Below are 18,252 nucleotides of genomic sequence, written 5' to 3'. Positions count from 1 at the left end.
CCCGACCCCGGCCTCGCCCGGGCGGACACGGCCGCGCCCGCTCAGATCATCCGAGGGGGGTGATGGCGGTTTTCCGTGTCGCGCCACACGATGGCGCTGCAACGGCGGTCCGTTGCGGACTCGAGGCCTTCTCGTCGATGCGTGACGACGAGGCGCCGACGGGCAGGCGTGAACGAGGGGGACACGATGGTTGAGATGACGGATGTGTTCGTCGGTGGCTACAGCGACCTCGAGGCCGCGGCGTCGGAGTTCGACGACCTGGCCCGGGCGGTGGCCGGCAAGCACGTGGCGCTCGATGCCGCGATCCTCGTCACGCGCGCGGAGGACGGCACCGTCAACGTCCAGCAGACGGCCGACCACCGTGGGCGCAAGGGTGTCGAGTGGGGCGGTGCGGTAGGCGTTCTCGTCGGCCTCGCGGCGCCACCGCTGCTCGCGACGACGGCGGTCGGCGCCGTCGCGGGCGGGCTTGTCGGCAGGTTCGTCGACAAACGCACCGAGACGCAGATGCACGACAAGATCGGCGAGAACCTCCCGCCCGGCACCGGCGGCATCATCGCCGTCTTCGATGACTCACAGCGCCTCGCGATCGAGCAACTGCTCCCGAACGCGCTCGCCAAGTCGATCGTGCAGACCGGCAAACAAGGTGTCCGGGCCCTGAAGGACGGCCTCGCCGAGGCGATGGGCAAGTTCGTCCCCGACCGGACGAGGCTCCCGATCCCGGACCGGAACTTCGGCGGGACGATGGGGCGCACGATGGAGAAGTCGGTGGGTGACTGGTCGATCATCCCGGGACCGAGGGCACCCCAGGACGCCCCGAACGTCCTGATCGTCCTGATCGACGATGCCGGCTTCGGCGCGGCCGATACCTTCGGCGGCGCGGTCTCGACACCAAACCTGACCCGCGTCGGACAGATGGGCCTGCGCTACAACCGCTTCCACGTGACCGCTGTGTGCTCCCCGACCCGCGCGGCGCTCCTGACCGGACGCAACCACCATCGCGTCGGTATGGGTACGGTCGCGGAGCTGCCCGGTCCGTACCCCGGCTACACCGGCGTACGGCCACGTAGTTGTACGGCGCTTCCGCGGATCCTCCGTGAGAACGGCTACACGACCGCCGGGTTCGGCAAGTGGCACCTGACTCCGGGGAGCCAGATGGGCGAAGCGGGACCGAAGGACCACTGGCCGCTGGGTTGGGGCTTCGACCATTGGTACGGCTTCCTGACCGGCGCCGCCGGGCAGTACGACCCGCTCATCACCCTCGACAACACGACGATCGGCGTGCCGGAGGGCAAGGACGGTGAGCCCTACTACTTCCCCGACGACTTCACCGACAAGGCGATCGAGTGGCTGCAGGCGGTACGGGCCGCCGACGCCGAGAAGCCCTGGATGATGTACTACTCGACCGGCTGCGCCCACGCGCCACACCATGTCGCGAAGAAATGGGCAGATCGCTACAAGGGGAAGTTCGATCAGGGCTGGGACGTCTACCGCGAGGAGACGCTCGAGCGTCAGAAGAAGCTCGGGGTCGTCCCGGAGAACACAGAGCTGTCGGAGCGGCCTGAGCTCTTCCCCGCGTGGGACTCGCTCTCGGATGCGCAGAAGAAACTGTATGCGCGCCAGATGGAGGTGATCGCCGGATTCCAGGAGAACGCCGACTGGAACGTCGGGCGCCTGCTCGACGCAGTCGAACAGCTGGACGACCTCGAGAACACACTGATCTTCTACATCTGGGGTGACAACGGGGCGAGTCTGGAGGGCACCCTCACCGGCTCGTTCAACGAGACCACGTTCTTCAACGGCGTCGTCCTCGAAGCCGACGAGCAACTCGAGATCATCGAGAAGTGGGGCGGGATCGAGGAGATCGGCGGCTTTCACACCGCGCCGCACTACGCGGCCGCGTGGGCGCACGCCAGCAACGCGCCGTTCCAGTGGGGAAAGCAGATGGCGAGCCACCTGGGCGGGACCCGGAACCCGATGGTCGTCGCCTGGCCGAAGCGGATCAAGGCGAACGGCGATCTGCGGGCCCAGTTCACGCATTGCATCGACGTCGTTCCGACGGTGCTCGAGCTCGTCGGGCTCCCCGAGCCCACCCACGTCGACGGCATCGAGCAGGAGCCGATGGACGGAACCAGCTTCGCCTACACCCTCGACGACGCCGGAGCCGAGGAACGTCACACCGTGCAGTACTTCGAAATGCTCGGCAGCCACGCCATCTACAAGGACGGTTGGTGGGCAGGCTCGAAGCTCGACAAGCTGCCGTGGGACTGGCGGGCCGAGACACTCGCAGGCTTCGGCCCCGGGAAGTACGACCCCGGCAAGGACGTCTGGGAGCTGTACTACCTGCCGGACGACTTCTCGCAGGCGAAGAACATCGCCGCGCAGCACCCGGACAAGGTCGAGGAGCTCAAGGAGCTGTTCTGGCAGGAAGCGGAGCGGAACAACGTCCTGCCACTGCTCGGCGCGTTCGCGATCCTGATGGGCAACCCTCCGCCGTTGCCGACCGTCACGCGCTTCACCTTCGGCGGCACCGTCCAGAACGTGCAGACGACGATGATCCCGCGCATCTACGGCCGCTCGTACGCCATCGAGGGCGATGTGCACGTCCCCGACGGCGGGGCCGAAGGCGTGATCGTCGCGTTCGCCGACTTCATCGGCGGTTTCGCGCTCTGGGTCGACGAGCGCGGCCTGCTCAACCACACCTACCAGTTCCTGGGCATCGACACCTACAAGCAGACGTCGACCGAGCCGATCCCGACCGGCGACGTGACGGTCAAGATGCTGTTCGAGACCGATGAGTTCAGGCCGGGCTCAGGGGGCACGGTGACGCTGTGGGCGAACGACAGGCAGATCGGCGAGGGCACGATGCCCAACTCGATCGCACTCGCCTTCACGACGTACGCCGGCATGGATGTGGGCCGCGACAACGGCGGGGTCGTCGACCTCGCCTACGAGGACAAAGCCCCGTACGCATTCACCGGAACGGTGAACAAAGTGGTGTTCGACCTCAAGCCGGCCCCGACATCCGACAACGAGAACGAACTGCACAGGCACCTCACCCACGTCGCCGTCGCACAGGGAGTCCATGGCTAGGAGACGCAACGAGCCGGCACCGCCGCCTACCGACGTAGCTTCCACGCGAACATCCACTGCCCGCGTTTCTGAGGTGCCCCCGGCAGGATTCGAACCTGCGACGCACGGTTTAGGAAACCGACGCTCTATCCCCTGAGCTACGGGGGCGCACGCGGGACAGCTTAGCGGAGTTGGGGGACGGGTCAGCCGGTCAGGGCGGTGACGCCGAGGTGGCCGGTGATGGACTTGTAGCGTTCGGCGTAGAGGGTGGTGCAGCGGGAGGCGGCGCAGCCGGCGCCGGCGAAGGTGATGCCCCGGACGGTGGCGGAGCTGGTGCCGCGGCGTGAGTAGACCGGGCCGCCGGAGTCGCCGCCGATGATCGCGACCAGACCGCCGCGGGTGGCGCGGATGACGTACGTCGTACAGCCGTCGGCATCGCAGTACTTCGCCGACGTCGAGCGGACCGTGAGGTTGCACAGCGACGTACTGAAGCTGCCGGACTGGCAGACCACCGTGCCGACGCCAGGGTCGCCGCCTCCGGTGACGGTGCGGGTGTTGACGGTGTCGCCGGGGCCGTCCGTCCAGATCTTCGCGCCGTACGCGCTGCCGGTGACCAGGGCCTGGTCGTAGTCCGGGTAGTTCGTGCGGACCGTGGTGGTGCCGTAGTAGTTGGGGCCTGACTTCCAGACCGTGCCGGGTGCGCCGCAGTGGCCTGCGGTAACCGACCCGCGCTGCCCGTTGGAGCGCCGTACAACGGAGAAGCCCGCGCTGCAGTTCTTCAGCGACGAGGTGATCCGGGCCCCACCCCAGTGACCGCCCTTCGGGGTGTCGCTCAGCCGCGACGTCCGGGCGAGCGACCCCGCCACCAGTTGTACGCCGCTGAGCTTGTGAAGCCCGGCCAGCGACGCGGGAGAGATGGTCGCCTGGTCGTACTCGACGACGACGTTCTCACTGACCGGGTCGAGGTCTGCGGAGTACGTCGTCCGCGACGCGTCGGTGGACCACGCGCGCTCGCCGACCGCGTTCCAGGCGTCGGCGATCGACTGCGCGGAGCGGCAGCTGGCTTCGACCTTGACCAGCGGTTTGCCCGCCGCCGGCACGTTGCGCGCCATGGCGGACTGGTACTTCTTCGCGTCGAGCTTCGCGGAGTCGACGACGACCTTGTAGCCGCTCGTCGCCGAGCCGACCACGCCGATCACGCCCTGGCTCAGCCCGTAGGGCAGGCCGGACGTCGGCCGGCCGGTCGCATCCAGCGGCTCGAGCGATCGGACCGCCGCGGAGATGCCGTCACCGAGGGACTCGCCGAGCGGTCGCGCGTCGGACGCGGACGTCGGTTGCGCGAGCCGTTTCGCCTCGGTCGAGCTGGTGCTCGGTTGGGCGTGGGAGCACGCCACGGCCCCCGTCACCGCGCTCGAGGAGGGCACGGTGAGGGCGACTGCGAAGAGTGAAGCGGAGCCGAGTGTGACGAGCGGGACGGTGACAGAGAGTCGCACAAAGCTCCCCAGATCGGTGGACCAAACCACTAGATGGTCCGGTCAGGAACTCCGTTCCGTCAAGCCCTGATCACCGTCCGCGAACAGATTTGACTACCGTGCGCGAGCGTAGCTGGCAAGTTGACGCCCGTCGGCGTCGAAGAACTGCAGCGTGTCGCCGCTGACCGCGATCCGCTTCGCGGCGTGCAGTACGCCGGTGTGCGGCACGTTCTCGCAGCCGACCAGGTGCTGCGGACCGACCGTCGCCGTGAACGAGCCCCGCTGACCGATGGTGTACGTCCCCTGCAGCCCGTTGCAGCCGTCGGAGCCCGTCCAGGTCCCGTCGGCCTTGAACACCAGCACCGGGTCCTCGGGCCGGGAGGACTTGAGAGTCCGGGTGCCGAGCATCGCCGTGGCCCGCCACTTGCCGGCCACGGCCTGGGCGGACAGCGCCTGCGCTGTCGCCCTCGCCGGAGCGGTCGCCTCGCCGGTCGCCACCGGCGGCTGCGTCGGCTTGTTCTGTGAGCCGGCGAGCCCGAATCCGGCGACGGCGATCGCCGCCACGGCGGCAGCGGCAGCGCCGGAAACCATCCAGGTACGCCGCTGGGCGCGGCGGGCGCCGGCGGTGGCGCGCTCGGTCAGCCCGTCGGCCTGCGGCACCGAGGCCGCGGCCCGTTCGAAGGTCCCGCGCAGGTCATCCTCGAGATCGGTGTTGCTCACGACAACCTCTCATCAACACGGTCGGAGTCTCTGGTGGAGTCTCGGGTGGAGTCTCTGGCTCTGCGGAGCGAGGCGAGCGCCCGGCTGGCGGTCGCGCGCACCGAGGACGGTTTGATGCCGAGCATGTCGGCGATCGTCTGGTCGTCCAGGTCCTGGTAGTAGCGCAGGACGAGCACGACCCGTTCCCGGGCGGACAGGGTCGCCAGCGCGCGCCACAGGTCGTCGGAGTTGACGACGTGTGTCGCGTGGTCCGGCACGGTGCGGTGCGGTTCGAGGTCGGCCGTCGGCGCCTCGCTGAACGAGCGCCGCCGCGTCATCGAGAGGTACTCGTTCACGAGGATCCGCCGGACGTAGTGGTGCGGGTCGTGCGCGGTGCGCACCTTCCGCCAGGAACGGAACGCCTGCATCAGCGCGATCTGCGCCAGATCTTCCGCCCGCTGGTAGTCGCCGGAGACCGTGAACCCGAGCCGAACCAGTTCCTGTCCACGGGCGGACACGTACTCCTCGAACTCCACTCGCCACTCCCTGGCTGGGCGTACAACTCCTCACGTCTATTAGACGCATCGAGTCGCCCAGCTGATGCAACCGTTCGTACACAGTTCGATCACTAGTGCAGCAGGAACTCCCGGACCTCCTCCTGCCCGCGCGGATCGCGCTGCACGCTGTGGCCGCTGCCTGGCACGACGACCAGCTTGGCGTCGCGGGCGTGCGCCTCTTCCCATCTGGCCCAGTCCAGTGGGCAGAACAGGTCATTGGTCCCATGCAGGATCAGGGTGCGCGGCAGGAGCTCCTGCCCGGGCGGGTACGTCGACACCCGGCCGGCCGGCCAGCGCAGGCAGCCCTGGATCATCAGCTGGTTGCGTGCGGTCGCCACGTCGTACGGGTACAGCTTCTTCGGGTCCAAGCGGCGTACTGCGTCGTCGAGGGCGGCCTTGCGATCGGGCTTGCCGGACCAGGGGAACCGGAGGTCCGAGCAGAGGGTTGCCATGTGGAGGCCCGCGGACAGCGTGTCGTACGTCAGGCCCTTGCTGGTCGTCTTGTAGAAGAGCTGCTTCAGACCGGCGTCGTCGCCGTTGCGGGCCGCGTGCAGGATCGCGGGGATGCCTTTGAGGGACGGGTTGACCGAATTGAGGCTGGCGACCGACAGCGTCTCCATCAGGTCGGTGCCACTCACACCGTTCTGTACCAGCCAGGCCAGGTCCTCGACCGGATCGGTCGTGCACGCGACGTCCTGGCGGCATGTTGCCTTGAGGACCTCACCGGACGCTGCCATGAGATCCACACCCAGCGGGTCGAAGCCCTTGTGCGGTACGACGGAGTCCAGCACGAGCGCCTGGACGTGGTCGGGGTACTTGAGTCCGTACTGCGCCGCGGTGAAGCTGCCGTACGACGTGCCGTCCAGCGTCAGCCGGTCGACCTTGAGGGACTGGCGCAGCTGTTCGATGTCCTCGACGGTGTCCGGCGTGCCGTAGTACCCGAGGCCAGGTCCGATGCGCTGGGCGCACTCGTCGACGGCCTCGGCCGGCGGGGTGAGGAAGTCCGAGCCACCGACAGTCTTTTGGAGTGCAGGGCAGTTGATGCCGTTGGACCCGGTGCCCCGTTGGTCGAGCATGACGAGTCGGTACTCGCGCAGCACGTCCGGGTGCACGTTGCGTTGCAGGTTGCGGAGCAGCGGCACGCCGGGCTGGCCGGGACCACCGGTCAGGAGCAGGAGAGCGCCACGTGGCGCGTCGACGTTGTCGGCGGCGATCACGGACAGGTCGAGTGACGGCCCGTCAGGGCGTTGCCGGTCGAGCGGGACGTGCAGCGTCGTACAGGTGAAACCTTGCGTGCAGGGGCTGTCCCCCGGTGCCGGTGCCCGAGCCGAGCAGGCCGTGCAGGCCAGGGCGAGTGCGCACAGCAGCCGGATCGTTCGCATGCACCCCTCCCTCAGGCAGAGGGTGCTGCACAGCGGCGACCGCCGCAACCTGCCTCGCGGGTCGACCTCGAAGGGGACCCGCAAGGCAGGCGCGGATTGACCCCACGTCGGACGGCTTCGGGGTGCGCGTCCGCGCGCGAGGTCAGCGCAGGCCGAGTGACTTGGTCAGCTCGGCGGTCACCTGGCGCGGCGCCGGCAGGGCGCCAGGCTTGCCCTGGCCTTCCAGGGAGGTCGCCACGAGGCGGCGGCACCCGAACGCCTCGGCGGTGAACGACAGCACACCGCGGTCGTTGTCGGTGAACCGCAGGACGTAGGTGGGGCCGAGCTCCTTGGTGCACACGGCCGGCTTCTTCGCGACGGGTTTCGCGGCGTCGATCAAGGCGAGCAGTTCCGTGGCCTGCTTGCCCATCCGCTTGGTGGTGACCGTCGCGTAGTCCTGCCCGGTCGCCTGTGGTTCGTACTGGCAGATCGCCACGCTGACGGGATTGAACTTCGAGGCGGCCGCACCCTGGCCCCACACCGCTTTGTCGGTGGCGGCCCGGACGGCCGCGATGGTGTCCGGGCAATCCATGCTCGGCGTACCGCTCGGGCTTGCTGTCGGGCTGGCGGAGGGTGTGGGCGACGGGGTCGGCGATGGGGTGGGCTGGGCGGCGGGCGGGGACGAGGCGTCCTCGGTGCCGCAGGCGGCGGCAACTCCGAGCACAGCCACGACGAGCGTCGCACCGATCAGGCCCCGTGTCCGTTGTGCACTCACGACTCGGTCCTTCCGGGTTGGCAAGGTCCACCATCATGGTGGAACGGGGTCACGTCGCGCGTGCCGGAACATCACGGCGGCGCGTCTATCCGGTCACGTCGCCGGATCGAGCCCCAACCGAGGCGCAGCTGTAACGTCCGGGCACTGGCCGCAACCGCCGCTCCGTGCGGCCGCCGACGATCCGTAGGCGGATGTGCTGGCGGCGAACTCGATCCCGGACCGTCGCGCCGACTCGGTAATCTGGAGGCATGACGAGCCCGTACGAAGACGACGAGCCGCTGCTGCCGGACCAGACGCGCGACGACGACCCGCGGACCTGGGGTGACAACGACTTCGGCAGTGACGACGACGATCGCATCCTGAACGAGGTCCCCCCGCACCACGGATGACCGCGGCGGTGCTCCTCGTCCACGGCGGCCTCTGGGAAGCCATGGACGCAGACGCGTTCTGGGGTACGACGGGCATCACCGAAGGACTGCGCGCCGCCCTGGACACCGAGGTACTAGCCCTTGACCGGCCCCGATACGCGAGCCGATGGGATGCCGAGGTCGAGGCCCTCGGTGAACAGCTGGCTAAACGTTCCGGTCCGGTGAGAATCGTTGGAGCCTCCAATGGGTGTACCGTCGCGGTCCTGCTGGCGCTGAGGTTTCCGGAGCTGGTCGATCGCCTCCTGCTGGCCTGGCCCGCGACGGGTGACGACGCCGCCGCGAACGAGCGTGCCCGGGCCGGGATGGTGAGTCGGGGGTGTCCGCCGGCCGCCGCGGACGAGCTGCTCGCGGGCGGCGTCCTGCGGGGCTTGGCGGACGACGAATTGGCGTCGCTGGAGCGTATTCGGGTGGCGGTCCTGCCGTCGGTGCCGGAGAATCCGTCGCATCAGCGGAAGACGGTCGACGCGTTGTTGCGGTCGATCCGGGGGAGTCGTGAGCTGGCCGGGTGTCCGGAACCGCCGACGCCCGCGTTCCGTGACCGGAACGGCCCGCCGTACCTGGATCAGCTGCTGCGAACGATCGTGGAGTTCGTCAACTGAGGGGATGAGCGTGGAGCTTCGGGGGTTCGACGACGGGTACGGCGTCCAGGTCGCGGGCTGGGCGCTGGACGAGAAGGAAGTGGCGTTGCTGTCCGGGCGGGTGGTCTACCCGTTCCCCGACGAGCTGCTGGCGAGTTGGTGGACGGTCGACTCCGACATCCACTCCTATCTGCTGTTCGACGGCGAGCGACCGGTCGGGTACGGCGAGGTCTGGCTGGACGACGAAGAGGACGAGGTCGAACTCGCCCGGATCATCGTCGATCCGGAGGTCCGGGGTCGTGGGGTCGGCGGGAAACTCGTGCGGGCGTTGCTCGGGCCGGCTCTGGATGCCGGCTACTCGGAGGTGTTCCTGCGGGTCCGCCCGGAGAACGCCGCGGCGATCCGGGCTTACCACGGCAGCGGCTTCGTCGACGTCCCCGCCGCGTTGATGCAGGAGTGGAACGACGGTCAGCCGGTGCCGTACCGCTGGATGCGTTACGCCGGTGAGCCCGGCGGTCTGACCGGTGCCGGTGAGCAGGTGGACGTCGGCGAGCTCAGGGGCTGAGGGATTGCGTCCACCTGCCGCGGGAGTTACCGGCGGGCGCTCAGCAGGTCCCGGATCTCGGTGAGCAGTTCCTGATCGGTGGTCAGCGGGGCCGGCTCGGGCTCCTGGCCGCGCTTGCGACGCTCGGCCAGCTTGTTCAGCGGCATCACGATGAAGAAGTAGACGGCTGCCGCGACGAACAGGAAGTTGAGACCGGCCTGCAGGATCTTGCCGATCGAGAAGTGCGCGCCGTTCACGTCGAAGTTCCAGACCTTGCTGATGTCGGCCTTGCCGAAGATCGCGGCGACCAGCGGGTTGATCAGCCCCTCCACGAGTGCGGTCACGATCGCGCCGAACGCTGTGCCGATGACGACGGCGACCGCGAGGTCGACGACGTTGCCGCGCATGATGAATTCCTTGAAGCCCTTGAGCATGTGGTGCCTCCACGAAGCGGGTGGTTGTACCCGGACAAGTTAGGGCTGCGCGTTCATCAGAGCGAGCGACCGCGCCGCACGGTGACACATCGTGCCGCAACAGGTCCGAAGAGTGATCAACTCGTGTCCGGCGCCAGCGCCACGGTGATACGCGAGTTCGCACCGGACTGGGCCAGTCGGGCTGCGACGTCCGGGGCGGCAGCGACCACGATCAGCGCTCCCGAGGTGGCCGACCTGGGCGCCGGCAGCGCAACCACGCGAACGGCACGGGCCACCACGGTGGCAGCGTCGGCGGTCGTGCTCGCGGCGGCGTACAGATTGACGCGGTCGCCGACCCGGAGCAGGGCGGTGACGTCGGAGTCGTCGACGCGGAACGGGTAGGCGACCGAGCCGGACGGCACGGCCGACGGAACCAGGAATCTGGCGTCGGTGAGCGGTTCCCCGGCTCTGACCGGTCCGCTGAGGACGCGATTCGTCAGCTCGCTGCCCGGTCTGAGCGCACCGGTCGGCACCGCACCGGCTGGCAGGTCGACGGTCCGCAGATCGTCGCGCGCCGGGGTGACGCCGCCGGTCAGGTCGCGCGCGGCGGCCAGCACCGCGACGGTCGGCGGCGGCGCGGGGGAGAGGGCGAGAAGCCCGAAGTACACGGCGGCCGCGGCGGCGACGCCGGCGAGCAACCGACGGTGCCACCGGGCGGCCCGGAGCAGGTCACGCAAGGAAGGGATTTTCATGCCGGAGAAGGTACGAGTTTCTCCGGCAACCGCCCTTCAGTTATCCACAGGCGGCGGTCAGGCCGCGCTGGAGCCCGAGGACGACGACGAGCTGCTCGAGGACGAGGACGATGCCGAGGACCCGGTGGCCGACGATCCCGAGGACGTCGACGAAGAGGTCGACGAAGAAGAGGACGAGGACGAGCCGGACGACGAGGCGGACGACTCCGCCTTCGCCGGCGCCGAGCCGTTGCCGGACGACCGGCTGTCGGTCCGGTAGAAGCCGGAGCCCTTGAACACGACGCCCACGGCGTTGAAGACCTTGCGCAGGCTGCCCTGGCAGTTCGGGCACACGGTCAGAGCATCGTCCGTGAAGCTCTGGCGCACCTCGAGCGCTTCGCCACAGTCGGTGCACTGGTACTGGTACGTCGGCACGGTCGGTTCCCTTCAGGCCGCTGGCACTCCTACTACCCGACTGCTAATAATGCGTCAGCCGCCCGAAGTATTCCAAACCCGTGTCCACCTACCTCAACTCTGCGTCCATGTCCAGCCGACGCAGAGCAACGCAAAGTTGTGAGGGACCCCATTTGGGGAGGGCGGAGGGATTCTCTACGGTTGGTCCGTGCGTCGCCTGCTTCGAGTCGTCATCATCAGCGGAATCGCCCTCGCCACGGTCCTCCTGGTGATCGCGGGAACCGTCGTCTTCGTCGTCCGCCACTCGTTCCCGACGTACGACGGAACGATCGAGCTGGACGGCCTGGACGCCGACGTCAGTGTGGTCAGGGACGCCAACGGCATCCCGCAGATCTACGCCGACAGCCCGGCCGACCTGTTCGCCGCGCAGGGGTACGTGCATGCGCAGGACCGGTTCTTCGAGATGGACTTCCGCCGGCACGTCACGTCCGGCCGGCTGAGCGAGCTGTTCGGCAAGACAGCGCTCGAGACGGACAAGTTCACCCGGACCCTCGGCTGGCGGCGGGTCGCGGAGAAGGAACTGCCGCTGCTCAGCCCGACCACCCGGCAGTACCTCGACGACTACGCCCGGGGCGTCAACGCCTACCTCGCCACGCACAGCGGCTCAGGTCTGAGCCTGGAGTACGGCGTCCTCTCCCTCCAGCCGGGCGGGCCGAAGAACTACCGCCCCGAGCCCTGGACCGCCGCGGACTCGCTGGCGTGGCTGAAGGCGATGGCGTGGGACCTCGGCGGCAACCTGGACGAGGAGGTCACCCGGACGAAGCTGCTGTCGGCGTTCCCGGCGCGCAACGTGGAGAGCCTCTATCCGCAGTACCCGTACGACCGGAACCAGCCGATCCTGTCCGGCGGCTCGATCGGCAAGGACGGTAAGTTCACCACCGCGCCGGTCAGCCCGGAGCTCCGCCGCGGGATGCTCACCCAGGACCTCCTGAAGTCGCTGGACTCGGTGCAGAAGGTCGCGAAAGGCCTGCCCGAGCTGCTCGGCCAGGGCGACGGCGTCGGCTCGAACTCCTGGGTGGTCTCCGGTGACCACACGACGACCGGCAAGCCGCTGCTGGCCAACGACCCGCACCTGGGCGCGACCATGCCGGGCATCTGGACGCAGGTCGGCCTGCACTGCAACAACGTCGGCAGGAGCTGTCCGTTCGACGTCTCCGGCTTCAGCTTCTCCGGTCTGCCCGGCGTAGTGATCGGGCACAACAACGCGATCTCCTGGGGCTTCACCAACCTCGACCCGGACGTCCAGGACCTGTACCTGGAGCGGATCGACGGCAACAACGTCCTCTACAACAACAAGTGGCGCGCCATGGCCACCCGTGAGGAGACGTTCAAGTTGGCCGGCGAGGACGAGCCGGTGAAGATCACTGTCCGCGAGACCCGGCACGGTCCGCTCATCTCCGACGTCGGCGACGACGAGCGCAAGGTGGGCGAGTCCGCCGCCGCGCAGGCGAAGTACCCGACGCCGTACGGCGTCGCACTGCAGTGGACCGCGCTGAACCCGGGCCGGACCGCCGACGCGCTGTTCGCGATCAACATCGCCCAGAACTGGACCGAGTTCCGGGCCGCCGCGCAGCAGTTCGAGGTGCCCTCGCAGAACCTGGTGTACGCCGACACCGACGGCCACATCGGCTACCAGGCGCCTGGGCTGGTCCCGATCCGCACCACCGGCCGCGGCGACTGGCCGGTCCCGGGCTGGGACCCGAAGTACGCCTGGAAGGGATACGTCCCGTTCGACGCGCTGCCGACCGAGTTCGATCCGCCGGACGGCATCATCGTCACCGCCAACCAGGCCGTGGTGCCGAACGCGTACAGCTACTACCTGACGAACTCCTGGGACTACGGCTACCGGTCGCAGCAGATCCTCGACCGGATCAAGGCGGCCGGAAAGCTGGACGCGAACGCGATGGCGTCGATCCAGCTGGACACCAAGAACAAGATCGCCGAGATGATCGTCCCGTACCTGCTCCGGATCAGCATCGACGACGCGTTCGACAAGCAGGGCCAGGAAACCCTGCGGAACTGGGACTTCACCCAGCCGCCGGACTCCGCGGCCGCGGCCTACTTCAACGTGGTCTGGCGCAACCTGCTCGCGCTGACCTTCCACGACCAGATGCCCGAGGGCACCTGGCCGGACGGCGGATCGAGGTGGTTCGAGGTCATTCACACGCTGATCGCGCAGCAGAACAGCAGTTGGTGGGACAACATCGGGACGCCGCAGCGGGAGAGCCGCGACGACATCCTGCGCGAGGCACTGATCAACGCGCGGACCGAGATCACCCAGAAGATGGCGCGGGAGCCGTCGAACTGGCAGTGGGGCCGGCTGCACAAGCTCACGCTGACCAACCAGACGCTGGGGACGTCGGACATCAGCCTGGTCCGGAAGATCTTCAACCGCGGGCCGTACGAGCTGGGCGGCGGCGCGTCGATCGTCGACGCCACCGGCTGGGACGCCGCTGAGGGGTACGCCGTGACGGCGACCCCGTCGATGCGAATGGTCGTCGACCTGTCGGACTTCGACAAGTCCCGCTGGGTCAACCTGACCGGTGTCTCGGGCCACGCGTTCTCGTCGAACTACACCGACCAGACCGACCTGTGGGTCAAGGGCGAAACCCTGCAGTGGGCCTACACCAAGGGCGCTGTAGAGGCGACCCGCAAGCACTCCCTGACGTTCACGAGACCGGACCGGTAGTCACCAGGCGGGCGCGACGGCCTCGGCGAACAGCTCCTCCGGCCAGGTCCAGAGCGCCCGCTGGGTCAGCAGGATCGAAATGGTCCCGTCGACCGGGCTGGTCGACCACAGCGTTCCCAGACCGCCTGCCCAGCCGTACCGGTCGGCGCTGACGGACACCCCGTATCCCCAGCCGGTCTCCGGCCCGAGGAAGTCAGCGGCCGCGGCACGCTGCTTCGGGGTGAGCTGATCGGTCGTCATCTCGGCGGCCGCTGCCGGCGACAACACACCGGCGCCGCCGGTGAGCAGCATCCGGGCGAAGGCGTGGAAGTCGTCGACCGTCGAAACGAGTCCACCGCTCGCATCAGGGAACGACGGCGGCGTCAGCCACTCGCTGTCCGCAGCCGGGTCCAGCAGATCCTCACCGACGTACGCCGTGGTCAGCCGCCCCGGATCCACCGCCGTGAACCCGGTGTCGCGCATCCCCAGCGGCTCGAAGATCCGCTCGCGCAGGAAGTCCTCCAGGGGCTGACCGGTGACCCGTGCGATGAGTACGCCGAGCACATGCGATCCCGTCGAGTACAGCCAGCGCTCACCCGGCTGGTACTGCAACGGCAGCGTTCCGAGCCGCCGCATCCACTCGCCCGGCTCAAGCGGCGTCCGCGGCACAGGTGGTCCGAAGGTGTGGAGCTCCAGTTCCTCCTCTCGCTGCCGCAGCGAAGCGTTGTCCGATTCGCCCAGCCCGAGCCGGAAGGTGAGCAGGTCCCTGACCGTGATCGGCCGCTCCGCCGGCACTGTGTCGTCGAGCGGTCCGTCCGGATCCCGCAGTACGACGGGGTGCGCCAGCTCCGGCAGTACGTCGCCAACTGGTGCGTCCAGGGACAACCGAAGCTCGTCGACCAGGACCATGGTCGCGGCCGCGACGATCGGCTTCGTCAACGACGCGATGCGGAACAGGCTGTCGCGCTGCAGCTCCGGGCCGTCGTACGCCGTCCTACCGAGCACCTCGACGCGTGTCTCGTCGCCTCGGCTCAACAGGCTGATCAGACCGGGCACCACGCCGCTGTCGACGTATCTCTGCAGCATCAGCTCAGTCCAGCAGCGAACGGCATCTCCCGCCACTGCCCAGCGAACATACGGATGCCGTCGGCCAATCCGGGGAACTGCGGGACCAGTGGGGTGCACACCAGAACCTGGAGCGCGCGGGCCAGGTCCATCACCTGCTGGACGCGGGGGTCCAGCGTCGGGAGCCCGCGGGAGCGCGCGCCCTCGTCGTACGCGTGGCACAGGTCCGGGCCGAAGTCGGCGAGGTCCCACTCGAGCGGACCGACGGACACGTCCTCGAAGTCGGCCCACAGCGGCCCGTCGACGGTGGTGATGAGGTTCCACGACGGGGCGTCGCCGTGCAGCGGCTGGACGGTCGCGGACGGAAAGACCGCCGCGAAGCCGGACCTGCTGGTCAGGACCGGCTCCAGCACCTTCCACTCGGCTCTCGCCCGGTCCAGGTCGTCCTGCTCGAGCAGACCCGGCACCGCCTCAGCTGTCGCCAGACCGGATCCGATCAACCGCAGCGGAGTCATCCAGGACAGCTCGCCCGGGTAGCCCGCGAGCTGAGCGTGTAGCTCCGGTACTCGCGCCGTCGCCGCGATGTAGTCCGGTTCAGCGGCCTTGTCGACCTCGACGTACGTCCAGAAGGTCATGGTCAGCCCGTCCTGCTCCGCCGGTTTCAGCGGTACCAGAGGGCTCGGCGGCACCACGGGCACACCCTGGTCCACCAGCCAGGTCACCACGTCGAGCTCGCGCTGCTGGCGCTCTGGTTCCTGTTGCAGGTCGCCTGGCAGGTTCATAGGCACCCGCGCGACGACAGGGGACGGCTGCAGGTGCACGACTGTCGAGAACGCCTCGTAGAGGACAGTCGGCTCGGTGACCGTGAGGCCGAGGGAACGTGCGGCTGTGGCTGCGGCTTGAACCGCGGTCTCAGTCATCTCCTGATCTTCGCAGCGGGATCAACCGATTTGGCGTCAGTGCGGCGTCGACCGGCTGGTCGTGCGTGTCGCAGGGGAGGGCGTCGACGATCTCCGTGTCGTAGACGGCTGCCCACACCGGCGTACCGGGGCGGACGCGGGCGAGCGCACGGTCGTACGAGCCGCCGCCGCGGCCGAGGCGCGCGCCGTCGCGGGCGACTGCCAGGGCCGGGCAAATGACCAGGTCGGCGGTGGCGATCGCGTCGGAGCCCAGGTCGATCGGCGGCTCGGACAGACCGAGCCGACCGGGCACCAGATCAGCTGCGCCGGGTGCGACGCCCCACCCCAGGTCGTTGTCTGCGTACAGGATCGGCAGCAGCACCTCGCGGTGCGTCGCGAGCAGCCAGTCGATCAGTGCGCCGGTCTGGGGCTCCGGCCCCCTGGACACGTAGAGCGCGACTCGGTACACCTCGGGCAGCACCTGTTGGGCGCTCGCCAGCAGTCCCTCCGCGCGGGGCCGCTGCCCCCGCGCCGCCAGGAAATGCTGCCGCGCCACGGCCTTCGTCTGGAACACAGTCCGATCGTATGAGCGTGACGCGCGCAACACTGGGATTACCGTGCGTCCCCTAGGGTTGGTGCATGGGTGAGGTGGGTCTCAGACAAGCGCAGGAGAAGATGCGCGCGGCCGGCGCTGCCGACGTCGCGATTCGCGTCTTCACGCACTACTACCAGCTGCTCGAGTCCGGTCAGCAGGGGAAGATCCGCGAGGCCGACATCGAGCCGGTAGGCGAGCTGCCACACCTGGACCACCTGGACACCGATCCGGACGCGCTCCGCGCCGCGCTCGCCGAGACGGTGGTCATCAAGCTCAACGGCGGCCTCGGTACGTCGATGGGCGTCACCGGCCCGAAGTCCGCGCTGCCGGTGAAGAACGGGCTGAGCTTCCTGGACATCATCGCCCGCCAGATCCTGAGCACCCGGCGGGCCTACGACGTACCGCTGCCGCTGGTGCTGATGAACTCGTTCCGTACCAGGACCGAGTCGCTGCAGATCCTGAGCGAGTACGACGGGCTCGCGGTCGACGGCCTGCCGCTCGACTTCCTGCAGAACATGGAGCCGAAGCTGCTCGCCGACGACCTGACGCCGGCCGAGTGGGAGGCGGACCCGGAGCTCGCCTGGTGCCCGCCCGGGCACGGTGACCTGTTCACCGCCCTGGTCGCCTCCGGCACCCTCGACGCGTTGCGGGAACGCGGTTTCCGGCACGCGTTCATCTCGAACGCCGACAACCTCGGCGCCACCCCGGACGCGCGGATCGCGGCCTGGATGGCCGAGCACGACGTGCCGTTCGGGATGGAGGTCTGCCGGCGGACGCGGTCCGACCGCAAGGGCGGTCACGTCGCGGTCCGCACCTCCGACGGCCGGCTGATCCTGCGCGACAGCGCGCAGGTCGCGGACGAGGACACGCAGTACTTCCAGGACATCACCCGGCACAAGATGTTCAACACCAACAACCTCTGGATCGACCTGGACCGGTTCGCCGAGCTGATGGCGGGGCACGACGGGATCCTCGGGCTGCCGATCATCGTGAACCGCAAGACCGTCGACCCGGCCGACCCGTCCTCGCCGAAGGTGATCCAGCTGGAGACCGGGATGGGGACCGCGATCGAGACCTTCGAGGGATCGCAGGCCGTGGTCGTCGACCGCAGCAGGTTCAAGCCGGTCAAGACCACCAACGACCTGCTGGTGCTGCGCTCGGACGTGTACGAGCTCGACGAGGCCGGCGACCTGACCACGACCCACGAGGGCGACGAGCCGTACGTCGACCTGGACCCCGAGTACTTCAAGATCCTCGCCGATTTCGACGCCCGGTTCGCGGCCGGCGTGCCGTCGCTGGTCCGCGCCGACCGGCTGGAGGTCCGCGGCGATGTTGCCTTCGGCAAGGACGTGGTGGTGGTCGGGGACGTCGAGGTGACCGCGCCCGACGGCGAGCGCCGGGTGATCCCGGACGGAACCGAACTGCGTTGATCGACGACCTCCTGGTGCGTCCGCTGGAGCCGTCCGACACCGGCGAGGCGGCCGCGCTGTGGTGGCGGTCCCGCCACGCCGACGGGGCTCAGCTGCCGCCGGCGATCCATACCGCGGAGCAGGTCGCCACCTGGTTCGCCGACGTACTGCTGCCGGACGGGCAGACGTGGCTCGCGCTCGACGACGGCCGGATCGTCGCGGTGCTGACGCTCGACGGCGACGACCTCGACCAGCTGTACGTCGCCCCGGAGGCGGCCGGCCAGGGCATCGGCTCGGCCCTCGTCGAGCTGGCCAAGGATCTGCGGCCCGGCGGTCTGGCGTTGTGGACGTTCCAGAGCAACACGCGCGCACAGGCCTTCTACTCGCGGCACGGCTTCCAGGAGGTTCGCCGTACCGACGGCGCGGCCAACGAGGAACGCGCCCCGGACATCCGCATGGTGTGGGGTCGCCACCCGGAGGCGGACCGGACCTAGAACCCGGCCGGACTTCTTGGC

Annotated in this window: 18 protein-coding genes and 1 tRNA gene; 7 read left to right on the top strand and 12 right to left on the bottom strand. The window is 68.9% G+C overall.

Features of this window, described 5'->3' with window-relative positions; genetic code table 11:
• Positions 1-195: 195 nt before the first annotated feature.
• Positions 196-3,090, top strand: a complete 2,895-nt coding sequence (locus ABZX12_RS40575; RefSeq protein ID WP_355700807.1) for a sulfatase-like hydrolase/transferase — start codon at positions 196-198, stop codon at positions 3,088-3,090.
• Positions 3,091-3,164: 74 nt separating this feature from the next.
• Here the strand turns inward: ABZX12_RS40575 and ABZX12_RS40570 are convergent.
• From ABZX12_RS40570 to ABZX12_RS40545, 6 genes are all read right to left on the bottom strand, one after another.
• A tRNA-Arg gene (locus ABZX12_RS40570) sits at positions 3,165-3,237 on the bottom strand.
• A 35-nt stretch (positions 3,238-3,272) separates the two neighbouring features.
• Positions 3,273-4,562 (bottom strand): hypothetical protein, encoded by a 1,290-nt coding sequence (locus ABZX12_RS40565; RefSeq protein WP_355700806.1) that lies wholly within the window; start codon positions 4,560-4,562, stop codon positions 3,273-3,275.
• Positions 4,563-4,655: 93 nt separating this feature from the next.
• Complete coding sequence (locus ABZX12_RS40560; protein ID WP_355700805.1) at positions 4,656-5,261, bottom strand: META domain-containing protein; 606 nt, start codon at positions 5,259-5,261, stop codon at positions 4,656-4,658.
• Entirely contained in the window at positions 5,258-5,776 is a 519-nt protein-coding gene (locus ABZX12_RS40555; protein ID WP_355700804.1) for a SigE family RNA polymerase sigma factor, read from the bottom strand. Before ABZX12_RS40555 ends, ABZX12_RS40560 begins: the two co-directional genes overlap by 4 nt.
• Positions 5,777-5,868: 92 nt before the next feature.
• A complete protein-coding gene (locus ABZX12_RS40550) occupies positions 5,869-7,179 on the bottom strand; it encodes an alpha/beta hydrolase (protein ID WP_355700803.1) in 1,311 nt (436 codons plus the stop codon).
• 142 nt (positions 7,180-7,321) lie between these two features.
• Complete coding sequence (locus tag ABZX12_RS40545; protein ID WP_355700802.1) at positions 7,322-7,933, bottom strand: hypothetical protein; 612 nt, start codon at positions 7,931-7,933, stop codon at positions 7,322-7,324.
• A 248-nt stretch (positions 7,934-8,181) separates the two neighbouring features.
• Here ABZX12_RS40545 and ABZX12_RS40540 point away from each other — a divergent pair, with 248 nt between their 5' ends.
• Genes ABZX12_RS40540 through ABZX12_RS40530 form a run of 3 tightly spaced genes read left to right on the top strand, consistent with a single transcriptional unit; the run spans position 8,182 to position 9,504 of the window.
• A complete protein-coding gene (locus ABZX12_RS40540; RefSeq protein ID WP_355700801.1) occupies positions 8,182-8,322 on the top strand; it encodes a hypothetical protein in 141 nt (46 codons plus the stop codon).
• A complete protein-coding gene (locus tag ABZX12_RS40535) occupies positions 8,319-8,960 on the top strand; it encodes an alpha/beta hydrolase (protein ID WP_355700800.1) in 642 nt (213 codons plus the stop codon). The genes ABZX12_RS40540 and ABZX12_RS40535 overlap by 4 nt, the downstream gene beginning before the upstream one ends.
• A gap of 4 nt (positions 8,961-8,964) precedes the next feature.
• Positions 8,965-9,504, top strand: a complete 540-nt coding sequence (locus ABZX12_RS40530; protein ID WP_355700799.1) for a GNAT family N-acetyltransferase — start codon at positions 8,965-8,967, stop codon at positions 9,502-9,504.
• A 26-nt stretch (positions 9,505-9,530) separates the two neighbouring features.
• On the opposite strand, the gene mscL is transcribed toward ABZX12_RS40530, so the two are convergent.
• The 3 genes from mscL to ABZX12_RS40515 all read right to left on the bottom strand — a co-directional run bounded on the left by mscL (position 9,531) and on the right by ABZX12_RS40515 (position 11,062).
• Positions 9,531-9,917 (bottom strand): large conductance mechanosensitive channel protein MscL, encoded by a 387-nt coding sequence (gene mscL, locus ABZX12_RS40525; RefSeq protein ID WP_355700798.1) that lies wholly within the window; start codon positions 9,915-9,917, stop codon positions 9,531-9,533.
• Positions 9,918-10,033: 116 nt separating this feature from the next.
• Positions 10,034-10,648, bottom strand: a complete 615-nt coding sequence (locus tag ABZX12_RS40520; RefSeq protein ID WP_355700797.1) for an SAF domain-containing protein — start codon at positions 10,646-10,648, stop codon at positions 10,034-10,036.
• 57 nt (positions 10,649-10,705) lie between these two features.
• On the bottom strand, positions 10,706-11,062 hold the full coding sequence (locus tag ABZX12_RS40515; RefSeq protein ID WP_355700796.1) for an FmdB family zinc ribbon protein: 357 nt from the start codon (positions 11,060-11,062) through the stop codon (positions 10,706-10,708).
• A gap of 187 nt (positions 11,063-11,249) precedes the next feature.
• On the opposite strand from ABZX12_RS40515, the gene ABZX12_RS40510 reads away from it, so the two are divergent.
• The gene (locus ABZX12_RS40510; RefSeq protein ID WP_355700795.1) at positions 11,250-13,790 is read left to right on the top strand and encodes a penicillin acylase family protein; all 2,541 of its coding nucleotides are present in this window, start codon (positions 11,250-11,252) and stop codon (positions 13,788-13,790) included.
• On the opposite strand, the gene ABZX12_RS40505 is transcribed toward ABZX12_RS40510, so the two are convergent.
• The 3 genes from ABZX12_RS40505 to ABZX12_RS40495 are packed head-to-tail and all read right to left on the bottom strand — an operon-like array spanning position 13,791 to position 16,307.
• The gene (locus ABZX12_RS40505; RefSeq protein WP_355700794.1) at positions 13,791-14,855 is read right to left on the bottom strand and encodes a serine hydrolase domain-containing protein; all 1,065 of its coding nucleotides are present in this window, start codon (positions 14,853-14,855) and stop codon (positions 13,791-13,793) included.
• Entirely contained in the window at positions 14,855-15,754 is a 900-nt protein-coding gene (locus ABZX12_RS40500) for a phosphotransferase (RefSeq protein WP_355700793.1), read from the bottom strand. Before ABZX12_RS40500 ends, ABZX12_RS40505 begins: the two co-directional genes overlap by 1 nt.
• Positions 15,747-16,307 carry a 5-formyltetrahydrofolate cyclo-ligase gene (locus tag ABZX12_RS40495; RefSeq protein WP_355700792.1) on the bottom strand — a complete coding sequence of 187 codons (561 nt, stop codon included), beginning with the start codon at positions 16,305-16,307 and terminating at the stop codon, positions 15,747-15,749. Before ABZX12_RS40495 ends, ABZX12_RS40500 begins: the two co-directional genes overlap by 8 nt.
• Positions 16,308-16,372: 65 nt before the next feature.
• On the opposite strand from ABZX12_RS40495, the gene ABZX12_RS40490 reads away from it, so the two are divergent.
• The gene (locus ABZX12_RS40490) at positions 16,373-17,758 is read left to right on the top strand and encodes a UTP--glucose-1-phosphate uridylyltransferase (RefSeq protein WP_355700791.1); all 1,386 of its coding nucleotides are present in this window, start codon (positions 16,373-16,375) and stop codon (positions 17,756-17,758) included.
• Complete coding sequence (locus tag ABZX12_RS40485) at positions 17,755-18,231, top strand: GNAT family N-acetyltransferase (RefSeq protein WP_355700790.1); 477 nt, start codon at positions 17,755-17,757, stop codon at positions 18,229-18,231. The genes ABZX12_RS40490 and ABZX12_RS40485 overlap by 4 nt, the downstream gene beginning before the upstream one ends.
• Positions 18,232-18,252 lie beyond the last annotated feature (21 nt).

The organism is Kribbella sp. NPDC003505, from assembly GCF_040610875.1.
In the GTDB taxonomy this organism is placed as follows: Bacteria; Actinomycetota; Actinomycetes; order Propionibacteriales; family Kribbellaceae; genus Kribbella.
This window is presented reverse-complemented; position numbering and strand designations above follow the sequence as displayed.